The sequence below is a fragment of the Arthrobacter sedimenti genome (assembly GCF_042652025.1).
Classification (GTDB): domain Bacteria; phylum Actinomycetota; class Actinomycetes; order Actinomycetales; family Micrococcaceae; genus Arthrobacter; species Arthrobacter sedimenti.
Map to the genome: position 1 here is coordinate 239,754 of NZ_JBHSDQ010000006.1, position 17,560 is coordinate 257,313.

A 17,560-nucleotide genomic window follows, 5' to 3' on the forward strand; every position below is an offset into this window, starting at 1 on the left:
GGGTAGTGTTGCATACGCAGCCGGCAGTCACCGGCGCATACTTTCTCCACCCCCATTGTCTTTCATGGCCGGGCTGGACCCGTGCGCACCGTGGCGCGCAGAACGTTTCATACCGCTCTCCCAAGAGGGAGCCAAGTCTCCTGGAGCCGCTCCTTGGCCGTCGCTGACCGCACCCGCCCCCTTCGGCAACCGATCACCGTCCTCACCGCCCTGCGCTCCCCCCGGCAGCTCAGCCGCGAGGTCTTGGCCGGAATGGTCACCACCCTCGCACTCGTACCGGAAGTCATCTCTTTCTCGATCGTGGCCGGCGTCGATCCCATGGTGAGCCTTGTCGCTTCCATCGTGCTGGCCCTGGCCATGTCGATCGTGGGCGGACGCCCCGGCGTGGTGACTGCCGCGGCCGGTTCCGTGGCCCTGGTGATCGCCCCGCTGGTCCATCAGCACGGCGTCGAATACGTCCTGCCCACGGTGCTCCTTGCCGGCGTGATCCAGGTGGTCTTTGGCCTGGCGGGGCTGGCACGACTGATGCGGTTCATTCCGCGGTCGGTGATGATCGGGTTCGTCAACGCGCTGGGCGTGCTGATCTTCATGGCGCAGGTGCCCCATGTCCTCAACGTTCCCTGGCTCGCCTACGTCCTGTTGGCCCTGACGTTTGCGATCATCTTCATCCTGCCCCGGTTCACCAAGGTGGTACCGTCACCGCTGGTGGCCATCGTCGTCGTCACCGCCATCGCCATCATCGCCGGACTCACCGTTCCCAACGTCGCGGACGAAGGACCGCTCGCGGGCAAGCTGCCCGGAATCACCCCCTTCCTGTTCCCCGTGAACGTTGAGACTTTCCAGTTGGTGCTGCCCACGGCACTGAGCGTTGCGTTCGTGGGCCTCATGGAAACCCTCCTCACCGCAAAGCTGGTGGATGACATCACGGACTCCCCCTCGCACAAGGGCCGCGAATCCTGGGCCCTGGGCGTCTCGAATATCCTTGCCGGCTTCTATGGGGGCATCGCCGGCTGCGCCATGATCGGCCAGACCGTCCTAAACGTGAAGACCGGCCAGGCCCGCACCAGGATTTCGACATTCGTGGCCGGGCTGTTCCTGCTGGCACTGGTGACGGGGCTCAGCTCGATCATGGGCCAGATCCCCATGGTGGCCCTCGCCGCGGTAATGATGGTGGTTGCCGTGACCACCGTCGACTGGCACAGCGTCAAGCCGTCCACCCTGAAGCGGATGCCCGTACCGGAAACGCTGGTCATGGCAGCCACCGTCGCCGTCGTGGTCCTCACCGGGAACTTGGCCTTCGGCGTGCTGGTGGGCGTCATCCTGGCGATGGTGCTGTTCGCGCGCCGGGTGGCCCACGTCATCACCGTTGAGCGGCACCTTGCGGAGGACGGCGAAACCGTCCGCTACGACGTGGTGGGGCCACTGTTTTTCGGAAGCAGCAATGACCTGGTGGAGCAGTTCGCCTACGCGGACGATCCGGCCTCGGTGACCATTGACCTCACCCGCGCCCAGATCTGGGACGCCTCAACCGTCGCGGCGCTCGATTCCATCGAGACGAAGTACGCGGACCACGGCGCAGCGGTGGCAATCGAGGGCCTCGATGAACGCAGCACGGGCTTCCACCGGCGCCTTACGGGGCACTTGGGCTCCTGACTTCCAGCAGACGCAAAGATGCGGGGCTGCAGTATGCAGCCCCGCATCTTCTATCCGCGTGTCCTAGGAGAAGCGCGCCGGCCGGAACGTTGCCAGCATGGGGTGCTTCTTCCCGGTCAGGATCTCCCCGGCAAGGAGCTCGCCGGCAATGAGGCCCAAAGTGGCTCCGGAGTGCGTGAAGGCAACGAAGCAGCCCGGTACCTGGCCCAGTTCGCCCAGCACCGGTTCGCCGTCGCCCGGGATCGGCTTGTAGCCCATCTTCCAGGAGGCCGGTTTGAGTTCCGGATTGCCGGCCACCAGCTTGGAGGCCTCATCGGCCAGTTCCTGCACCACGTCATCGGGGATGGTGAAGGAGCCGTCCGCGTGCTCGGTGATGTGCTCCTCGTACCAGTCGTGGTCCAGGGCGAACGTGCCGCCCGGGTTGGGCCGCAGGGCTGCGCGGGGGGTGTTCATCACGGCGGTGACCTCGTGCTGCACCTGCTTGGTCACCACCAGCATGGACACCGGCGAACCATTGGGGATGTGCGCACCCAGGGGTTCGACGACGGCGGGTGTCGCAGCGCCACAAGCCACCAGGACGGAGTCGGCCGGGTATGTCCCGCCCGCCGCGGTCTCGACGCCGGTGGTCCGGCCGCCCTCCACCATGACGGAGGCCTTGCCGGCGTTCAGGACCAGTTCGCCGCCGCGGGCGTGGAACTCCTCCATCAGGAAGTCGATCAGGTCCGGCAGGCTCACCCAGCCTTCGCCGGGGTTGAAGATGGCATTGTCCGGCACGGCGCCGGAATCGATGCCAGGGGTAGCTGACGCGATCTCTTCCGGGGCAAGCAGCCTGGAATCGTAGCCAATGGACTTCTCGTGGGCGTGCCGCGCCTCCGTGGCCTCCGCCTGGCCGGCTGCGTTCCACATGAGGCCGCCGCCGAACTGGAGCCACTCCCGCTTGGGGTCCGAGGCGAAGAGGGTGCGGTAGCGGTCCACGCCGGCAACCCGCAGCTGGTGGTACGGGGTGGACCGTTCGCCCGCGGAGTTGAGCCAGGACAGCGAGCGGCCGCTGGCTTCGCTGGCCAGGCCCCGCTCGGTCAGCAGGATTACGGAGGCGCCTTCGCGGAGCAGGTGCACGGCGGTGGAAACGCCCAGGATGCCGCCGCCGAGGATCGCGACACGCTTGGAAGCTGGAGCAGAGGACATTGATGTCCCTTTCTGTGGAATTCGTGGTTATGAGGGACGCGGACGGTGCGTCAACGGAAAAGAGTGCGGGCAGTCAGGCCAGGGCGTGGATGCCCTCAATGACTTTCAGTACTTCGAGCGGGCCGGCGGGATCGACGGGCAGACGGCCGTTCCCGCGGAGAGCCGCGGCCAACTGCACGTAGAACTCCGGGTAGCTGCCGCGTTCGGCAGGCACGGGAGATGTTGCTCCGTCGACCCCCAGGAGCCCCCATGACTCCTGGGGGTCGAGGCCATAGGCGGGGTCCGACGGCGGCATCCCGGCCGCGAGGGCGGGTTCCTGGCCGTCCAGTCCCCACTTGGTGTAGCCGGCTTTTGAACCGAGGATGTGGAAGCGGGCGCCGGCCTGGGCAGCCATGCCGTTCATCCACAGCCGTGAGCGGACGCCGGAGGCATGCAGCAGTGACACGAAGGCCTCGGTGTCTGCCGCGTCCGGATGGAGTCCGCGGTTGGCCGTCTCGCCATAGCTCCGTTCCACGGGGCCGAACAACTGGATGGCCTGATCGATCAGGTGGGCACCCAGGTCATGCAGGATCCCGCCGCCTTCGGCGAGGGACACCGTGTCCCGCCAGTTCCCGAACCCTTCGGGCCGCCACCATTCGAACCGTGACTCGAAGCTGCTGACCTGGCCCAAGGCACCCGACGCCAGGACCTTCCGGAGGGTCAGGAAGTCGGCATCCCACCGGCGGTTCTGGAACACCGTAAGCCGCACCCCGCCGTCGTCCGCCCTGCTGACCAGCTCCGCACCCAGGGCGGACGTGGGCACGAAAGGCTTGTCCACCACCACGTGCAGGCCGTGGGCGATCGCCGTCGCTGCCAGCTCAAAGTGGGTGTGCGGCGGGGTGCCCAGGATGACAAGGTCCAGATCGGCCGCGTTGGCGAACAGCTCCTCCGGCGTGGCCATGATCCGTGCCTGGGGGTACAGGCGCGCGGCCTCGGCCGCACGTTCCGGGTGGGCCGTGACGATCACGTCGAGCGAGTAATCCGGGTTGGCCGCAATCAGCGGGGTGTGGAACACCTTGCCGGAGATCCCAAACCCGACGACGGCGGTGCGGATGGGTGCCGCTGCAACAATACCCATCAGAGCACCTCGGAGAGGAAGCGTTGGAGGCGTTCGCTGCGGGGGTTATCGAAGAGTTGGGTGGGGGTTCCTGCTTCGACGACTTCGCCTTCGTCCATGAAGACCACCTGGTCGGCGACTTTGCGGGCGAAGCCCATTTCGTGGGTGACCACGAGCATGGTCATGCCGCGCCTGCCCAGGCCGGCCATGAGGTTCAGGACGCCTTTTACGAGTTCGGGGTCCAGGGCGCTGGTGGCTTCGTCGAAGAGCATGACTTCGGGTTCCATGGCCAGGGCGCGGGCGATGGCGACGCGCTGCTGCTGGCCGCCGGAGAGGTCGCGGGGGCGGTGGTCGGCGCGTTCGGCGAGGCCCACCTCGGCCAGGCGTTGGCGGGCCTTGGCCATGGCCTGGGCTTTGGGCATGCCCTTGACGGCCCAGAGTGCCAGGGCGACGTTTTCCTCCGCGGTGTGGTCCGGGAAGAGGTTGAAGTGCTGGAAGACCATGCCGATGCGGGTGCGCAGGGTGTCCGGGTTGGTCCCCAGGATGCTGTCCCCGGCCAGGAGCACGTCCCCGGTTTTGGGTTCGTGCAGCCGGTTGATGCCGCGCAGCAGGGTTGACTTGCCGGAGCCTGAAGGCCCGATGATGCAGGTGGTGGTGCCCGGGGCCACGGTCAGGCTGACGTCGCGCAGGACCTCAATCTCGCCGTAGGCCATGGTCAGGTTGCGCAGTTCCAGGGACGAGCCGTGGAACGCCGGGGCTTCCTGTCCGGTGGTGTTTTTGGTGGGGGTGGGGGTGTTCATGTGTTGCTCCCGGTGGTCAGCGGCGAGGCCGAGGCGAGTTCCTTGACTTCCTTCAGCCCGCTGGTGGGTGCGGCGGGGCGGCGGCGGCCGGTGCGGAATTTGTTGTCGAAGTGGTTGACCAGGTGCGTCAGCGGGACGGTGATCACCAGGTAGAACACGCCCGCGGCGACCAGGGGTGAGAGGTTGCCGGAGAGCACGGCGGCGTCCTGGCCCACGCGGAAGAGTTCGCGTTCGGAAACCAGCAGGCCCAGGAAGTAGACCAGCGAGGAGTCTTTGACGATCGCGATGAACTGGTTCACCAGGGCCGGCAGGACCCTGCGGACGCCCTGCGGGATCACCACCAGGGCCATGGACCTGGCGTAGCTCATGCCCAGGGCCCGGCAGGCCTCGCCCTGGCCCTTGTCGACGCTGAGGATCCCGGCGCGGAAGATTTCCCCGATGTAGGCGCTGGCGATCAGGCTCAGCGCGATGATGCCCAGCGGGTAGGGGGACGGGCCGAAGATCGACTGGCTGAGGCGGGCGAAACCCTGGCCGATCAGCAGGATGGTCAGGATGGCCGGCAGGCCGCGGAACAGGTCCGTGTAGATTCGGGCCGGGACCCGGAGCCACTTGGACGGTGAGATGCCCATGACGGCCACCACCATTCCCAGGACCGTGCCAAGGACGGTGGCCGAGATGGAAATGATCAGCGTGTTCAGCAGGCCGACCGCCAGCAGTTGGGGCAGGACCTCGGCCATAGCGCCGAAGTCGAAGAATGTACGGATGATGGTGTTGAACCAGTCCATGATTGCTCTCAGACGTTGATTGGGTGAAGGTGCCGGGCGGGCTGCGGGTGCAGCCCGCCCGGCGATGCGCCCGAAGCCTTACTGGCTCCGGCGCTTAGGTGCTTACTTGCTCGGCGCCGGCGAGGCGGATGCGGAGGCGCCCTGTTCGGCCTTGGACAGGTACTGCTCAGGCATCGGCGAGCCCGGGAACCACTTCTGGTAGAGCTTCTTCCAGGTCCCGTCTTCCATCGCGGCGTGCAGCCCCTTGTTCAGGGCTTCCTTGAACGCCGTCTTGCCCTTGGCCACGGCGAACCCGGCCGGGGCGTCGAACGACGGGATGTCCGCGGCGCTCACCAGGCCGTGCTGCGCCTCGTAGGCCTTCGCTGCCTCGTAGTCCAGGAAGTGCGCGTCCACGGTGCCGCTGTTCACCGCCGCGATGGCGGTGTTGTTGTCCGGGAACCGCACCAGGCTGGCAGAGGTGAAGTTCTTCACCGCATAGGCCTCCTGCAGCGTTCCCTGCACCACGCCCAGCCGCTTGCCGGCCAGGCTGTCCACGCCCGTGATGCCGGAATTCTTGGTGGTGATCACCGTCAGGTAACCAGCCAGGTAACCATCGGAGAAATCAACGGTTTCCTTGCGCTTGTCCGTGATGCCGATCGCTGCCACGCCGGCGTCGAACTGCCCGTTGGCCACCGCCGCAAGGAGGCCGGAGAAGTCCTGACCGGTGAAGACCACGTTGTCCACACCGGCCCGGTGGGCCACATCCTTGAACAGTTCCACGTCGAAGCCGGTGAAGTTACCGGAGGCGTCGGCGAAGGTGTAGGGCTTGGAGTCGCCCAGGCTGGCCACGCGGATGGTGCCGGGCTGGATCAGGCCGTAGGGGTTGTTCTCCGTGGTGGAGGCGGCGGAGGTGGAGCTGCAGCCGGAGAGCGCCAGCACCGCAGCGAGTGCGGCGGCGGCAATTCCGGCCGGGCGGAGATTCTTTTTCTTCACAGCGTTGTCCAATCGTTGGGAGGGAGGCGGTGCTGTCAGGGCCGCCGAAGAAAGTCGCCGATGCTCTTGTTGAGTCCGGTCTCACACCCTAGGATTGAGACCGGACTCACATCGATGGATAGAAATGTAGCCGAAGTCACAAGGGGCGTCAACAACCCTTTCGAAAGGTGAAGATGAACGGCGAAGGAGCACGACGGCGGGACGTAACGGTTGCCGACGTCGCCAAGGCTGCCCAGGTTTCCAAGGCCCAGGCCGCGCGGGCACTGGGCAACTACGGAGCCGTCAGCGACGACGTCCGCGAGCGCGTTGTGGCTGCCGCAGAGGCGCTTTCCTACCGGCCCAATGAGCTTGCCCGCAGCATGAACACGGGGAAGTCGCACACCATTGGCGTGGTGGTGGGTGATATCGAAAACCCGCACTTTGGCCTGGCCACGCGGGGAATCACGGACACCGCAAAAAAGGCCGGCTACAACGTCATCCTGGTCAATACCGATGAGGACCGGGCCGCGGAAGTGGACGCAGTCCGGGTCCTGCTGGACAAGCGCGTGGACGGCCTGATTGTTGCTCCTGCCTCATCGGTTGAAACCGGACATCTCCAGGAGGTGCACCGGTCCGGACGGCCCATGGTCTTCATCGACCGCACGGCCGGGGACATGCCGGTGGAAACCATGGCCGTGGACATGGCAAGGATTTCGAGGGAGGCCACGCAGTACCTGCTCGATGCGGGGCACCGGCGGATCGCCTTCATTTCCACGCTGACCACCGATGCTCCCTATACGCCGGGGATGACGCTTGAGTCCTCCCAGATCGCCGACCGTATCGCGGGCATGCGGGAGGCTTTCCTTGAGTCCGGCCTGCATTTTCCGGAGGACCTGGTCCGCCTGAATGCAGGCGACGAGGACTCGATTCGCAGCATTACCCGCGGAGTGCTCCGCGGCCCGGACCGCGCCACTGCAGTAGTAGCCTCCGACGGCCTGATCGCACTCAGCGTGGTGGAGGCCATCCAGGAACTGGGCCTGTCCATCCCGGCGGATGTTTCATTCCTGATGTACGACGATTTCCCGTGGACCAGGCTGACAACCCCTCCCCTGACCGTCATCGCCCAGCCGGTCTACAACATGGGCGTCGCCGCAGCCAAAGCCCTGATCCGGCAGATGGAGGGCTTGCCGCCTGCCGCTCCAGCTCAGTTCACGGCCACCCTGGTGCGGCGGGGGTCGGTGGGGCCATGCCCCGCGGGGACTCCCACGGCACGTAAAGATCCGGCAGCGAAGCTCAGCTGACTGCGGCGGACTCCAGGTTGAAATAGGACCGGGCGTCCGGCGGCCGGATATCTGCCACCACATCGCTGAAGATCCGCATGGGATGCGGCGTGAAGGGGTGCTCGGCGATGGCGTCCAAGTCCAGCTCGATGCCCAGGCCCACGCCTTCCGGGATCAGGACGTCGCCCTCTTCCGTCAGCCGGAGGCGCTCATTGGAGATCTCGCTGCGCCACGGCACGTCCGTTGCCATGATCTCCAGGTAGCGGAAATTGGGCAGCGCCGCACCAAGCTGCAGAGTTGCGGCGGTGCTGAGGGGTCCGCTCGGATTGTGCGGCGCGAAGGGAACGTAGTGGGCTGCCGCCAGCGTGGAAATGAACGAGAGCTCCAGGAGGCCCCCGGCATGGGTGACGTCAGGCTGGATGAAGTCCACTGCATTGCGCCCAAGGGCGGGAACGAAGGTATTCCGTCCCATCCACCGCTCGCCGGCCGCGATGGGGACGGGCGATTTGCTGCGTACCTCGATGAGCGCGTCGATACCGTCCGGCGGGCAGGGCTCTTCGAAGAACACGGGCTGGAACTGCTCGATTTCCCGCGCCACGCGGATGGCCGTGGGGACGTCAAAGCGCCCATGCCCTTCGATGAACAGCTCAACGTCATCACCCACCGCCTCCCGGACAGCGGCAACGGGTTCGAGCATGCGCCGCAGGTCGCCGGGCGCCAGAATAAGATCTGCAGCTTCGAAGGGATCCCACTTGAGCCCCCGGAAGCCCTGGGCAACCGTATGGAGGGCAGCCTCGGCGAATTCCTCAGGCGTCTTGGCCCCGGAAAACCAGCCGTTGGCGTAGGCCCGGACGCGGTCACGGACCTGGCCGCCCAGCATCCGGTGGACGGGAACCCCCAGTGCGCGTGCTGAGACATCCCACATCGCCATTTCAAGGGCGCTCAGCGCGGTCATCGAGACGGGTCCCCCGCGCCAGTACGCATCGCGGTTTACTTCGTAGATCGTCTGGGCAATCCGGGTGGGATCCTTGCCGCGCACGGCGTCGGCCAGGACCGCTACGGCGCCGCGGACTGCGTGCTCCTGGCCTTCGAGGGTGGCTTCCGCTATTCCGGTAAGGCCTTCATCGGTGCTCAACCGGACAAAAATGAGGTTGGTGCGGTAAAAGTCGACGACGACGGTGTCGAGGTTGGTGATCTTCATGCGGCGGTGTCTTTCGATAGTTGCGCAGGGCCACTGGGGGCGGGCGGCCCGCTCAGGGAGCGGGCGGGGCGGTGGATTCTCGGACGATCACCTGGGTGGCCAACTCCACGCGGTGGGAATCCAGGATCTCGCCCTGGGCCTGGCGCAGGAGTGACCTCAGCGCGGCCCTGCCCATCTCTTCAAGGGGCTGGGCCACCGAACTCAATGAAGGAACTGACTGCTCGCCCTGGTTGGTCCCGTCGAAACCGATGAGGCTGATGTCCTCCGGAACCCTGATCCCGTGATGCCGCGCCTCACTGAGGACGCCCAGGGCAATCGAGTCGCTGCCGGCGAAGATGGCCGTGGGGAGGCGGTCCAGCTTCAGGAGCTCCTGGAATCCCTTGACCCCGCCCTCTGTCCGGAAATGGCCGCCGGACACGATGTACCGGGGATCCACCTCAATGCCTTGCGCCATCAGGGCTGCCATGTATCCGTGCAGCCTGGCCTGGTTGCATTCGGCCCCTTCAATCCCGCCGATGTAGGCGATGCGTCGGTGCCCCAGACTCAGCAGATGTTCGGTGGCCGCCTTGCCGCCTGCCCAGTTGGTCGCGCCAACGCTGACCACGTCCGCGGAGGGCGGGTTGAGCGGGTCGATCACCACAACCGGGATCTGGCGGCGGCGGAACGCATGCAGTTGTGCCTCGCTGAAGGCCGAAGTCACCACGATCATCCCGGCCCTGCCCTCTTCAAGCATGCGCTGGGCACGGCGTTCCGGGGTCTGCCGGCCAGGCGTGGACTGGCCGGTCACGCTCACCAGGATTTCGACGTCGGCCCCCGCGGCGAACTGGAGGATGCCGTTCAGCACCTGGATGGTGTAGGCAGAGTCGAGCACATCGATTACCACTTCGACGACTGTCGCACTGTCGGCCGCGGCCCTGCGCTGCACGGGCGACTGGTAACCCGCCTGCTCCAGCACCGCAAGGATCCGCGCCCTGGTCTCGGGGGCCACGTCGTCACGGCCGTTCACCACCTTGGAGACAGTCGGTGCCGATACCCCCGCCTGCCTGGCCACGGTTGCGAGCGTTGGCTTCGTCCGCTCGGGCAATTTGGTCGTCATGGGTTCGCAATCTTTCGAAGATGGGAAGTGCATTCATTCTGGAGAAGAGGCCCCTGCGCCGTCAAGGTTTGGTCAAATCCCGCGGATTCCTCAAAAAGATCCTCTACGATCCCTTGACGAGGCGGATGATTGGCGCTTTAGTTTACAGCGTGACTTATATCACCGTTCGAAATGTTTCGAACGATCGTCGGAGCTGACGCCCCGTACCTCGACAGCAAAATTCACAATGGAGAAGCAATGAAGCAACCCCAGACCTCACGGCGCTCTTTCCTCGCCCTCGCTGCCCTTACTCCCTTTGCCGTTGCCGCAACCTCTGCCTGCGGTACGTCAGGTCCGGGTGCCTCCAGCGGCAATGGCGGCGCCAGCATGTGGTTCCTGTCCGGTGAGCCGAACCAGACCAACATGCAGAAGGCTGTCGATGCCTTCAACCAGGCAAACCCGGACAACAAGATTGCCATCACGTTCTTCCAGAACGACGCCTACAAGACCAAGATCAAGACCGCCATCGGCGCCAACCAGGCACCCACCATCATCTACAACTGGGGCGGCGGCACGCTGAAGACCTACGCCGAGGCAAACCAGGTTGAAGACCTCACCAGCTGGCTGGACTCCGAACCGGACTTGAAGAAGAAGTTCTTCCCGTCCACCTTCAGCGCCGCCACGGTCAACGGCAAGATCTATGCCCTGCCCAATATGTATGTCGGTCCGATCGTCCTGTTCTACAACAAGGAACTCTTCCAGAAGGCCGGCGTCCAGCCGCCCAAGACCTGGGACGACGTCATGTCGCTGGTCAAGACCTTCAACGGCATGGGCGTGGCACCCTTCTCCCTGGGCGGCCAGTCGCGCTGGACCTCAATGATGTGGCTCGAATACCTGTTGGACCGCATCGGCGGACCCGACGTGTTCAAGGCAATCTTCGAAGGCAAGCCCAATGCCTGGATGGACCCCGCAGTCATCGAGACCGGCACCAAGATCCAGGAACTGGTTTCCGCTGACGGCTTCATCAAGGGCTTCTCCTCCATCACAGCCGATTCGAACGCAGACCAGGCCCTGCTCTACACCGGCAAGGCTGCCATGATGCTGCACGGTTCCTGGACCTACGGTCCGATGAAGAAAGACGGCAAGAACTTCGTCCAGGACGGCAAGCTGGGCTTCGTCCAGTTCCCCACCCTTCCCGGCGGCAAGGGCGACCCCAAGAACGGCGTCGGCAACCCGGCCAACTACCAGTCCATCTCCGCCAAGGCCAGCGACAAGGAAAAGGAGTCCGCCAAGAAGTTCCTCAAGGACGGCATCATGACCGATACCATGATCGACGCCTACATCAACTCCGGCTCCGTCCCCATCGTCAACGGCATCGAAAGCAAGCTGAACACGTCCCCGGACAAGGACTTCCTCAACTTCGTCTACGACCTCGCAAAGAACGCCCCCAGCTTCCAGCAGTCCTGGGACCAGGCACTGAGCCCCACCGCCGCCGAGGCCCTGCTGAACAACATCGACCAGCTGTTCCTGAAGTCGATCACGCCGCAGCAGTTCGCCGAGAACATGAACGGCACCCTCGGGAAATGAGTAACGCCGTCTCCACCGCCCCGGGGCCCAACGTCGGCGTCAGGAATTCCAAGCAGACCGAACAGCGCAAGGCCGCGCTGGCGTGGCTGACCATCCCTGCACTGTTCTTCTTCCTGGTGTTCGCCGTCATCCCGCTGGCGGGTGTACTCATCCTCAGCTTCACCAGCTGGGACGGCATTGGTGCCATCGGGGCGGCGGGACTGGACAACTGGTTCTCCGTGCTGGCAGATCCGGGACTGTACAACGCCCTGGGCCTGACCTTCCTGATCATGATCGTCTCCTGGCTGGTCCAGACACCCATCAGCCTCCTGCTCGGCGTCTTCACCGCGGGAAGCCAGCGGTACCGGGCAGTCCTGGCGGTGCTGTACTTCCTGCCCCTGCTGCTGTCATCCGCCGCCGTCGCCATCGCCTTCAAGGCCCTGCTGGACCCCAACTTCGGCCTGGCAACCGGCCTGGGCCTGCCGTTCCTTGCCCAGGACTGGCTGGGTGTCCCGCACCTGGCACTCGGCCTGGTCATCTTCGTCATCGCCTGGCAGTTCGTGCCGTTCCACACGCTCATCTACCAAGGCGGCGTGCGGCAGATCCCGAGGTCCCTGTACGAGGCGGCCCAGATCGACGGGGCCGGGACCATCAAGCAGTTCTTCCACATCACCCTTCCGCAGTTGAAGTACACGATCATCACCTCCTCCACCCTGATGGTGGTGGGTTCGCTGACCTACTTCGACCTGATCTTCGTCCTTACGGGCGGCGGACCGGGAAACTCCACCCGGATCCTGGCCCTGGACATGTACCTCCGGGGCTTCCGGGCCAACCTGATGGGCCCTGCCAGCGTCATCGCCGTCATTCTCGTCATCATCGGCCTTGCACTCGCCTTGTTCCTCCAGCGCCTTGGAGGCAAGGACAAGCAGGGCAGCCAATTGGAAGGTTTGTAGGGTGAGTACCGTCCTGAAAAGCAATACCCAGGAGGCCCGCACCGGATCGGTTGGCGGCACTGCCGCCGCCAACCGGGGACTCGGCACAAGGCTCCGGCGACTGAACATCCCCGGCGGCCTCGGCGGCTGGATCTGGCTGGCCGTCATCATCCTGCCGGTCTACTACGTGGTGGTCACCAGCCTCAAGACCCAGGCCGGCTACTTCGGCCAGAATCCGCTGTCCCTGCCCACCGAGCCCACGTTCGAGAACTACCAGTCTGTCCTTGAGGCGGATTTCGCCCAGTATTTCCTGAACAGCGCGATCGTCACGCTCGGTTCCGTGATTCCCACGGTGCTGATCTCGTTCATGGCATCGTTTGCCATCGTCCGCGGCGCCGGCAGGTTCCTCAAGCTGGTCAACGGCATGTTCCTGATGGGGCTGGCCATCCCGCTGCAGGCCACCATCATCCCCATCTACCTGATGATCATCCGGCTGAACCTCTATGACAGCCTGCTGGCGCTGATGCTGCCGTCCATTGCCTTTGCCATCCCGCTGACGGTGCTGATCCTGTCCAACTTCATCCGCGATGTCCCGAACGAACTGTTCGAGTCGATGCGGCTGGACGGCTGCAGCGAGTGGCAGACCATGTGGCGGCTGGCCCTTCCCCTGACCCGGCCGGCCATCGTGACGGTTGCCATTTACAACGGGCTGCATGTCTGGAACGGGTTCCTGCTTCCGCTGGTCCTCACCCAGAGCCCCAGCCTGCGCGTCCTGCCCCTGGGCCTGTGGACGTTCCAGGGTGAATTCAGCGTCAACATCCCTGCCGTTCTCGCTTCGGTGGTGCTCAGCACCCTGCCCATCCTGGTGCTGTACGTCATCGGCCGGCGCCAGCTGCTGGCAGGCCTGACCGCCGGCTTCAGCAAGTAACGCCCGGGCCTTAAGAAAGGACTTTCGACATGACCACCGCCAAGACCCTGCGGGTCGGCATGGTGGGTTACGCCTTCATGGGTGCAGCCCACTCCCACGCCTGGCGAACCGCACCCCGATTCTTCGACCTGCCGCTGCAGCCACAGCTCACCGCGGTAGCGGGCAGGAATGCCGACGGCGTCCGTGCCGCGGCGGACAAGCTCGGCTGGGACTCGGTTGAGACTGACTGGCGCCGACTGATCGAGCGCGACGACATCGACCTTATCGACATCTGCACGCCCGGGAACACCCACGCCGAGATTGCCATCGCCGCCCTTGAGGCCGGCAAGCACGTATTGTGCGAGAAGCCGCTGGCCAACTCCGTGGAGGAGGCTGAACGGATGACGCTCGCGGCGGAGACTGCCGCGAAGAACGGCGTCTTCTCCATGTGCGGCTTCAGCTACCGCCGCACCCCGGCGCTGGCACTGGCCAAACGTTTCGTGGAACAGGGCAGGCTCGGCGAGATCCGCCACATCCGGGCCCAGTACCTGCAGGACTGGCTCTCCGACGCCAACGCCCCCATGACCTGGCGCCTGGACAAGAGCAAGTCAGGCTCGGGCTCCCTGGGTGACATCGGAGCCCACAGCATCGACGCCGCCCAGTGGGTCACGGGCCTGAACATCAGCGGGGTATCGGCCATGCTGGAGACCTTCGTCCGGGAACGCCCGCTGGCCGGCGACCTGGTGGGCCTCGGCGGGCACGGCGACCTCAGCAGCGACGCCCCGCGCGGGGCGGTCACCGTCGATGATGCGGCCATTTTCAGTGCAAAGTTCGACGGCGGCACATCCGCAGGTGCCATCGGCGTCTTTGAAGCCACGCGTTACGCGCTGGGCCGGAAGAACGCCATGCGGCTGGAGGTGAACGGCACCAAGGGTTCCCTCGCCTTCGACTTCGAGGAAATGAACGTCCTGTCCTTCTACGACGCGGCAGAATCCCCCGACGCAGGCTTCCGCCGGATCTTCGTCACCGAGCCCGAGCACCCCTATGTGGGGAACTGGTGGCCCACCGGCCACGGCCTGGGATACGAGCACGGCTTCACCCACCAGGTGGTGGACCTCGTCACGTCCATCGGCGAGGGCCGCCAACCGGAACCGTCGTTCGCGGACGCCCTGCAGGTGCAGCGGGTGCTGGCCGCCGTGGAGTCCAGCGCCGCGAATTCCAGCCAGTGGCAAAAAGTCTGAGCACAGTACGGCTTCGATCAATCTAGGAACGCACATGACACGACCAATCACGCTTTTCACCGGCCAGTGGGCCGACCTGCCCTTCGAGGAGGTGGCCCGGCTCGCCGGCGAGTGGGGCTTCAACGGCCTGGAGATCGCCTGTTGGGGCGACCATCTTGACCCACGCCGGGCCGCCGAGGACGACAACTACCTCCAGGGCCGCCTGGACATCCTCGAAAAGAACAACCTCAAGGTGTTCGCCATCGCCAACCACCTGACCGGCCAGGCCGTGTGCGACGACCCCATCGACGAGCGCCACCGGGACATCCTGTCCGCGGAGACCTGGGGCGACGGCGAGCCCGAAGGGGTACGCCGCCGGGCCGCGGAGGCCATGAAGGACACCGCGCGGGCAGCCGCCCGCCTGGGCGTGAAGACCGTAACGGGTTTCACCGGGTCCTCCATCTGGAAGGCGGTGGCCATGTTCCCGCCGGCCTCCCAGGCAATGATCGATGCCGGCTACCAGGACTTCGCCGACCGCTGGAACCCCATCCTCGATGTCTTCGAGGAAGAGGGCGTCCGGTTCGCCCTGGAAGTCCACCCGTCCGAAATCGCCTACGACTATTGGACCGCCAAGCGCACGCTCGAAGCCATCGGGCACCGCGAGAGCTTCGGCTTGAACTTCGATCCCTCCCACTTCATCTGGCAGGACCTGGACCCCGTGATGTTCCTGCAGGACTTCGCGGACAAGATCTTCCACGTCCACGTCAAGGAATCCGTCCGCCAACTCGACGGCCGCAACGGCCGCCTTGGTTCGCACCTCGCCTGGGCGGACCCCCGGCGCGGCTGGGACTTCGTCACAGCAGGGCACGGGGATGTCCAGTGGAACCGGATCTTCCGGACCCTGAACGCCATCGGCTACGAAGGTCCCACCAGCATCGAATGGGAGGACGCCGGCATGGACCGCCTTATCGGCGCCCCGCAGGCGCTGGCCATGGTCCAGGAACTGGCCCGGATCGCTCCGCCGGCAGCTGCCTTCGACGCCGCCTTCGCCAGCCGCTGACCCCTCGCTTTGCCGGCACACGCCGGCAGCCAAACAAAGGAAACTTCAATGACAGATCGCAAGAATGCGCTGGTCGTCCGCGGCGGCTGGGACGGCCACCAGCCCTACGAGGCCACCGAACTCTTCATTCCCTACCTCAAGGACAACGGCTATGAGGTCCGGGTGGAAGAATCCCCCAAGGTCTACGCCGACGCCGAATACATGGCCGGGGTGGACCTGATCGTGCAGTGCATGACCATGAGCACCATCGAAAAGGACGAATTTGCCGGACTGCGGGCAGCCGTGGAGAACGGCACCGGCCTGGCCGGCTGGCACGGCGGGATCGCCGATTCGTACAGGAACACCTCCGACTACCTGCACCTCATCGGCGGGCAGTTCGCCTGCCACCCCGGCAAGCACCCGGACGAATGCGTCGGCGAACAGTCGGACAACTACGTTCCCTACACCGTCAACATGCTGCCCGCCGCCGCGGAGCACCCCATCACCACGGGCATCAAGGACTTCGAACTGGTCACCGAGCAGTACTGGGTCCTCGCAGATGACTACATCGATGTCCTGGCCACCACCACCCAGAAAGTCCGCGAGTGGGACCCCTGGCACCGCGAAGTGACCTCCCCCGCCATCTGGACCCGCCGGTGGGGCAAGGGCCGGATCTTCGTCTGCACGCCCGGCCACCGCGTGGAAATCCTCCAGGACCAGAACGTACGCACCATCATCGAAAGGGGCCTGCTGTGGGCAAGCCGTTGAACGTCGGAATCATTGGCTGCGGAGCCATTATCGCCCAATACCTCACCAACTTCCGGCGGCTGGACCAAGTCCGGCTGGTAGCCGTGGCGGACCTGGATCCTGCCCGGGCCCAGGCGGTAGCGGATGATTACGACGGCGTCCGCGCCGTCTCCGTGGAGGAACTGCTCGCCGCCGACGACGTCGACCTGGTCCTGAACCTGACCATCCCCGCGGCGCACGCCGACGTCGCACTGAAGGCGATCGAGGCCGGCAAGAGCGTCTACGGCGAAAAGCCGCTGGCGGCCACCACTGAAGAGGCACGCAAGGTGCTGGACGCGGCACGCCAGGCGGGGGTCGTCGTCGGCTGTGCCCCTGACACCGTGCTGGGCACCGGAATCCAGACCGCCCGCAAAGCCATCGACGACGGCCTCATCGGCGCCCCCATCTCGGCATCAGCCACCATGGTGACCCCGGGCCACGAACGCTGGCACCCCAACCCGGACTTCTACTACCAGCCGGGCGGCGGTCCCCTCCTGGACATGGGCCCCTACTATGTCACCGCCCTGGTCACGCTGCTGGGCCCCGTGGTGTCGGTGCTCGGCGCGGCCAGCCACACCCGCAACGAGCGGACCATCGGCTCGGGGCCGCGGCAGGGTGAAAAGGTGCCGGTTACCATCGATTCCCACGTCACCGGCATCCTGGTCCACGCCTCCGGAGCGCTTTCCACCCTTTTCATGAGCTTCGACGCCGTGAAGTCCAAGTCGCCGAACATCGAGATCCACGGCGAGCGCGGCTCCCTGGTGGTGCCGGACCCCAACCACTTCGACGGCGACGTCCAGCTGTTCTCCCTGGGCGCCGAGGACTGGGAAACCCTCCCCGCCTCGGCAGGATACGTCGATGCCGGGCGCGGGTTCGGCATCGCGGATCTCGCTACCACCCCGCAGGGCAAGGAACCCCGCGCGGGCGGGGCCCTGGCCTACCACGCCCTGGAGGTCATGGAATCTGTCCTCAAGGCCGCGCACAGCGGCATGACGGTCAGCATCCAGAGCACTGTTGAGCGGCCGGAAAGCGTGGCACTGACCGTCCTCGCCGAGCAGGCAGACGCCCTCCAGTCCAAGTAGCC

16 protein-coding genes are annotated in these 17,560 nt (G+C 65.5%); 9 read left to right on the plus strand and 7 right to left on the minus strand.

What is annotated here, in order from left to right; translation table 11 throughout:
• Positions 1 to 153: 153 nt before the first annotated feature.
• A complete protein-coding gene (locus ACFO0G_RS15235) occupies positions 154 to 1,653 on the plus strand; it encodes a SulP family inorganic anion transporter (protein ID WP_286400731.1) in 1,500 nt (499 codons plus the stop codon).
• A gap of 63 nt (positions 1,654 to 1,716) precedes the next feature.
• On the opposite strand, the gene ACFO0G_RS15240 is transcribed toward ACFO0G_RS15235, so the two are convergent.
• The 5 genes from ACFO0G_RS15240 to ACFO0G_RS15260 all read right to left on the minus strand — a co-directional run bounded on the left by ACFO0G_RS15240 (position 1,717) and on the right by ACFO0G_RS15260 (position 6,491).
• Positions 1,717 to 2,838 carry an NAD(P)/FAD-dependent oxidoreductase gene (locus ACFO0G_RS15240; RefSeq protein WP_286400730.1) on the minus strand — a complete coding sequence of 374 codons (1,122 nt, stop codon included), beginning with the start codon at positions 2,836 to 2,838 and terminating at the stop codon, positions 1,717 to 1,719.
• A gap of 73 nt (positions 2,839 to 2,911) precedes the next feature.
• A complete protein-coding gene (locus tag ACFO0G_RS15245; RefSeq protein WP_376978643.1) occupies positions 2,912 to 3,955 on the minus strand; it encodes a Gfo/Idh/MocA family protein in 1,044 nt (347 codons plus the stop codon).
• Positions 3,955 to 4,734 carry an amino acid ABC transporter ATP-binding protein gene (locus tag ACFO0G_RS15250; RefSeq protein ID WP_376978646.1) on the minus strand — a complete coding sequence of 260 codons (780 nt, stop codon included), beginning with the start codon at positions 4,732 to 4,734 and terminating at the stop codon, positions 3,955 to 3,957. Before ACFO0G_RS15250 ends, ACFO0G_RS15245 begins: the two co-directional genes overlap by 1 nt.
• Positions 4,731 to 5,519 carry an amino acid ABC transporter permease gene (locus ACFO0G_RS15255; protein WP_376978649.1) on the minus strand — a complete coding sequence of 263 codons (789 nt, stop codon included), beginning with the start codon at positions 5,517 to 5,519 and terminating at the stop codon, positions 4,731 to 4,733. The genes ACFO0G_RS15250 and ACFO0G_RS15255 overlap by 4 nt, the downstream gene beginning before the upstream one ends.
• A gap of 102 nt (positions 5,520 to 5,621) precedes the next feature.
• Positions 5,622 to 6,491 (minus strand): ABC transporter substrate-binding protein, encoded by an 870-nt coding sequence (locus tag ACFO0G_RS15260; protein WP_376978651.1) that lies wholly within the window; start codon positions 6,489 to 6,491, stop codon positions 5,622 to 5,624.
• A gap of 173 nt (positions 6,492 to 6,664) precedes the next feature.
• On the opposite strand from ACFO0G_RS15260, the gene ACFO0G_RS15265 reads away from it, so the two are divergent.
• Complete coding sequence (locus ACFO0G_RS15265) at positions 6,665 to 7,771, plus strand: LacI family DNA-binding transcriptional regulator (protein WP_376978653.1); 1,107 nt, start codon at positions 6,665 to 6,667, stop codon at positions 7,769 to 7,771.
• Here the strand turns inward: ACFO0G_RS15265 and ACFO0G_RS15270 are convergent.
• Entirely contained in the window at positions 7,764 to 8,951 is a 1,188-nt protein-coding gene (locus ACFO0G_RS15270; protein WP_376978655.1) for a mandelate racemase/muconate lactonizing enzyme family protein, read from the minus strand. The genes ACFO0G_RS15265 and ACFO0G_RS15270 overlap by 8 nt on opposite strands.
• Before the next feature lie 52 nt (positions 8,952 to 9,003).
• A complete protein-coding gene (locus tag ACFO0G_RS15275) occupies positions 9,004 to 10,047 on the minus strand; it encodes a LacI family DNA-binding transcriptional regulator (protein ID WP_376978657.1) in 1,044 nt (347 codons plus the stop codon).
• 237 nt (positions 10,048 to 10,284) lie between these two features.
• Here ACFO0G_RS15275 and ACFO0G_RS15280 point away from each other — a divergent pair, with 237 nt between their 5' ends.
• From ACFO0G_RS15280 to ACFO0G_RS15310, 7 genes are read left to right on the plus strand one after another with little or no spacing between them, the layout of a single operon-like run.
• On the plus strand, positions 10,285 to 11,613 hold the full coding sequence (locus ACFO0G_RS15280; protein ID WP_286400715.1) for an extracellular solute-binding protein: 1,329 nt from the start codon (positions 10,285 to 10,287) through the stop codon (positions 11,611 to 11,613).
• Positions 11,610 to 12,545, plus strand: a complete 936-nt coding sequence (locus tag ACFO0G_RS15285; protein WP_376978660.1) for a carbohydrate ABC transporter permease — start codon at positions 11,610 to 11,612, stop codon at positions 12,543 to 12,545. The genes ACFO0G_RS15280 and ACFO0G_RS15285 overlap by 4 nt, the downstream gene beginning before the upstream one ends.
• A gap of 1 nt (position 12,546) precedes the next feature.
• Positions 12,547 to 13,452, plus strand: coding sequence for a carbohydrate ABC transporter permease (locus ACFO0G_RS15290; protein WP_376978662.1), 906 nt, complete (start codon positions 12,547 to 12,549; stop codon positions 13,450 to 13,452).
• Positions 13,453 to 13,481: 29 nt separating this feature from the next.
• A complete protein-coding gene (locus ACFO0G_RS15295) occupies positions 13,482 to 14,672 on the plus strand; it encodes a Gfo/Idh/MocA family protein (RefSeq protein WP_286400709.1) in 1,191 nt (396 codons plus the stop codon).
• Positions 14,673 to 14,706: 34 nt separating this feature from the next.
• Positions 14,707 to 15,711, plus strand: coding sequence for a sugar phosphate isomerase/epimerase family protein (locus tag ACFO0G_RS15300; protein WP_376978664.1), 1,005 nt, complete (start codon positions 14,707 to 14,709; stop codon positions 15,709 to 15,711).
• A 48-nt stretch (positions 15,712 to 15,759) separates the two neighbouring features.
• Positions 15,760 to 16,458 (plus strand): ThuA domain-containing protein, encoded by a 699-nt coding sequence (locus tag ACFO0G_RS15305; RefSeq protein WP_376978666.1) that lies wholly within the window; start codon positions 15,760 to 15,762, stop codon positions 16,456 to 16,458.
• Complete coding sequence (locus ACFO0G_RS15310) at positions 16,443 to 17,558, plus strand: Gfo/Idh/MocA family protein (RefSeq protein WP_376978669.1); 1,116 nt, start codon at positions 16,443 to 16,445, stop codon at positions 17,556 to 17,558. Before ACFO0G_RS15305 ends, ACFO0G_RS15310 begins: the two co-directional genes overlap by 16 nt.
• The last annotated feature ends 2 nt before the right edge of the window (positions 17,559 to 17,560 follow it).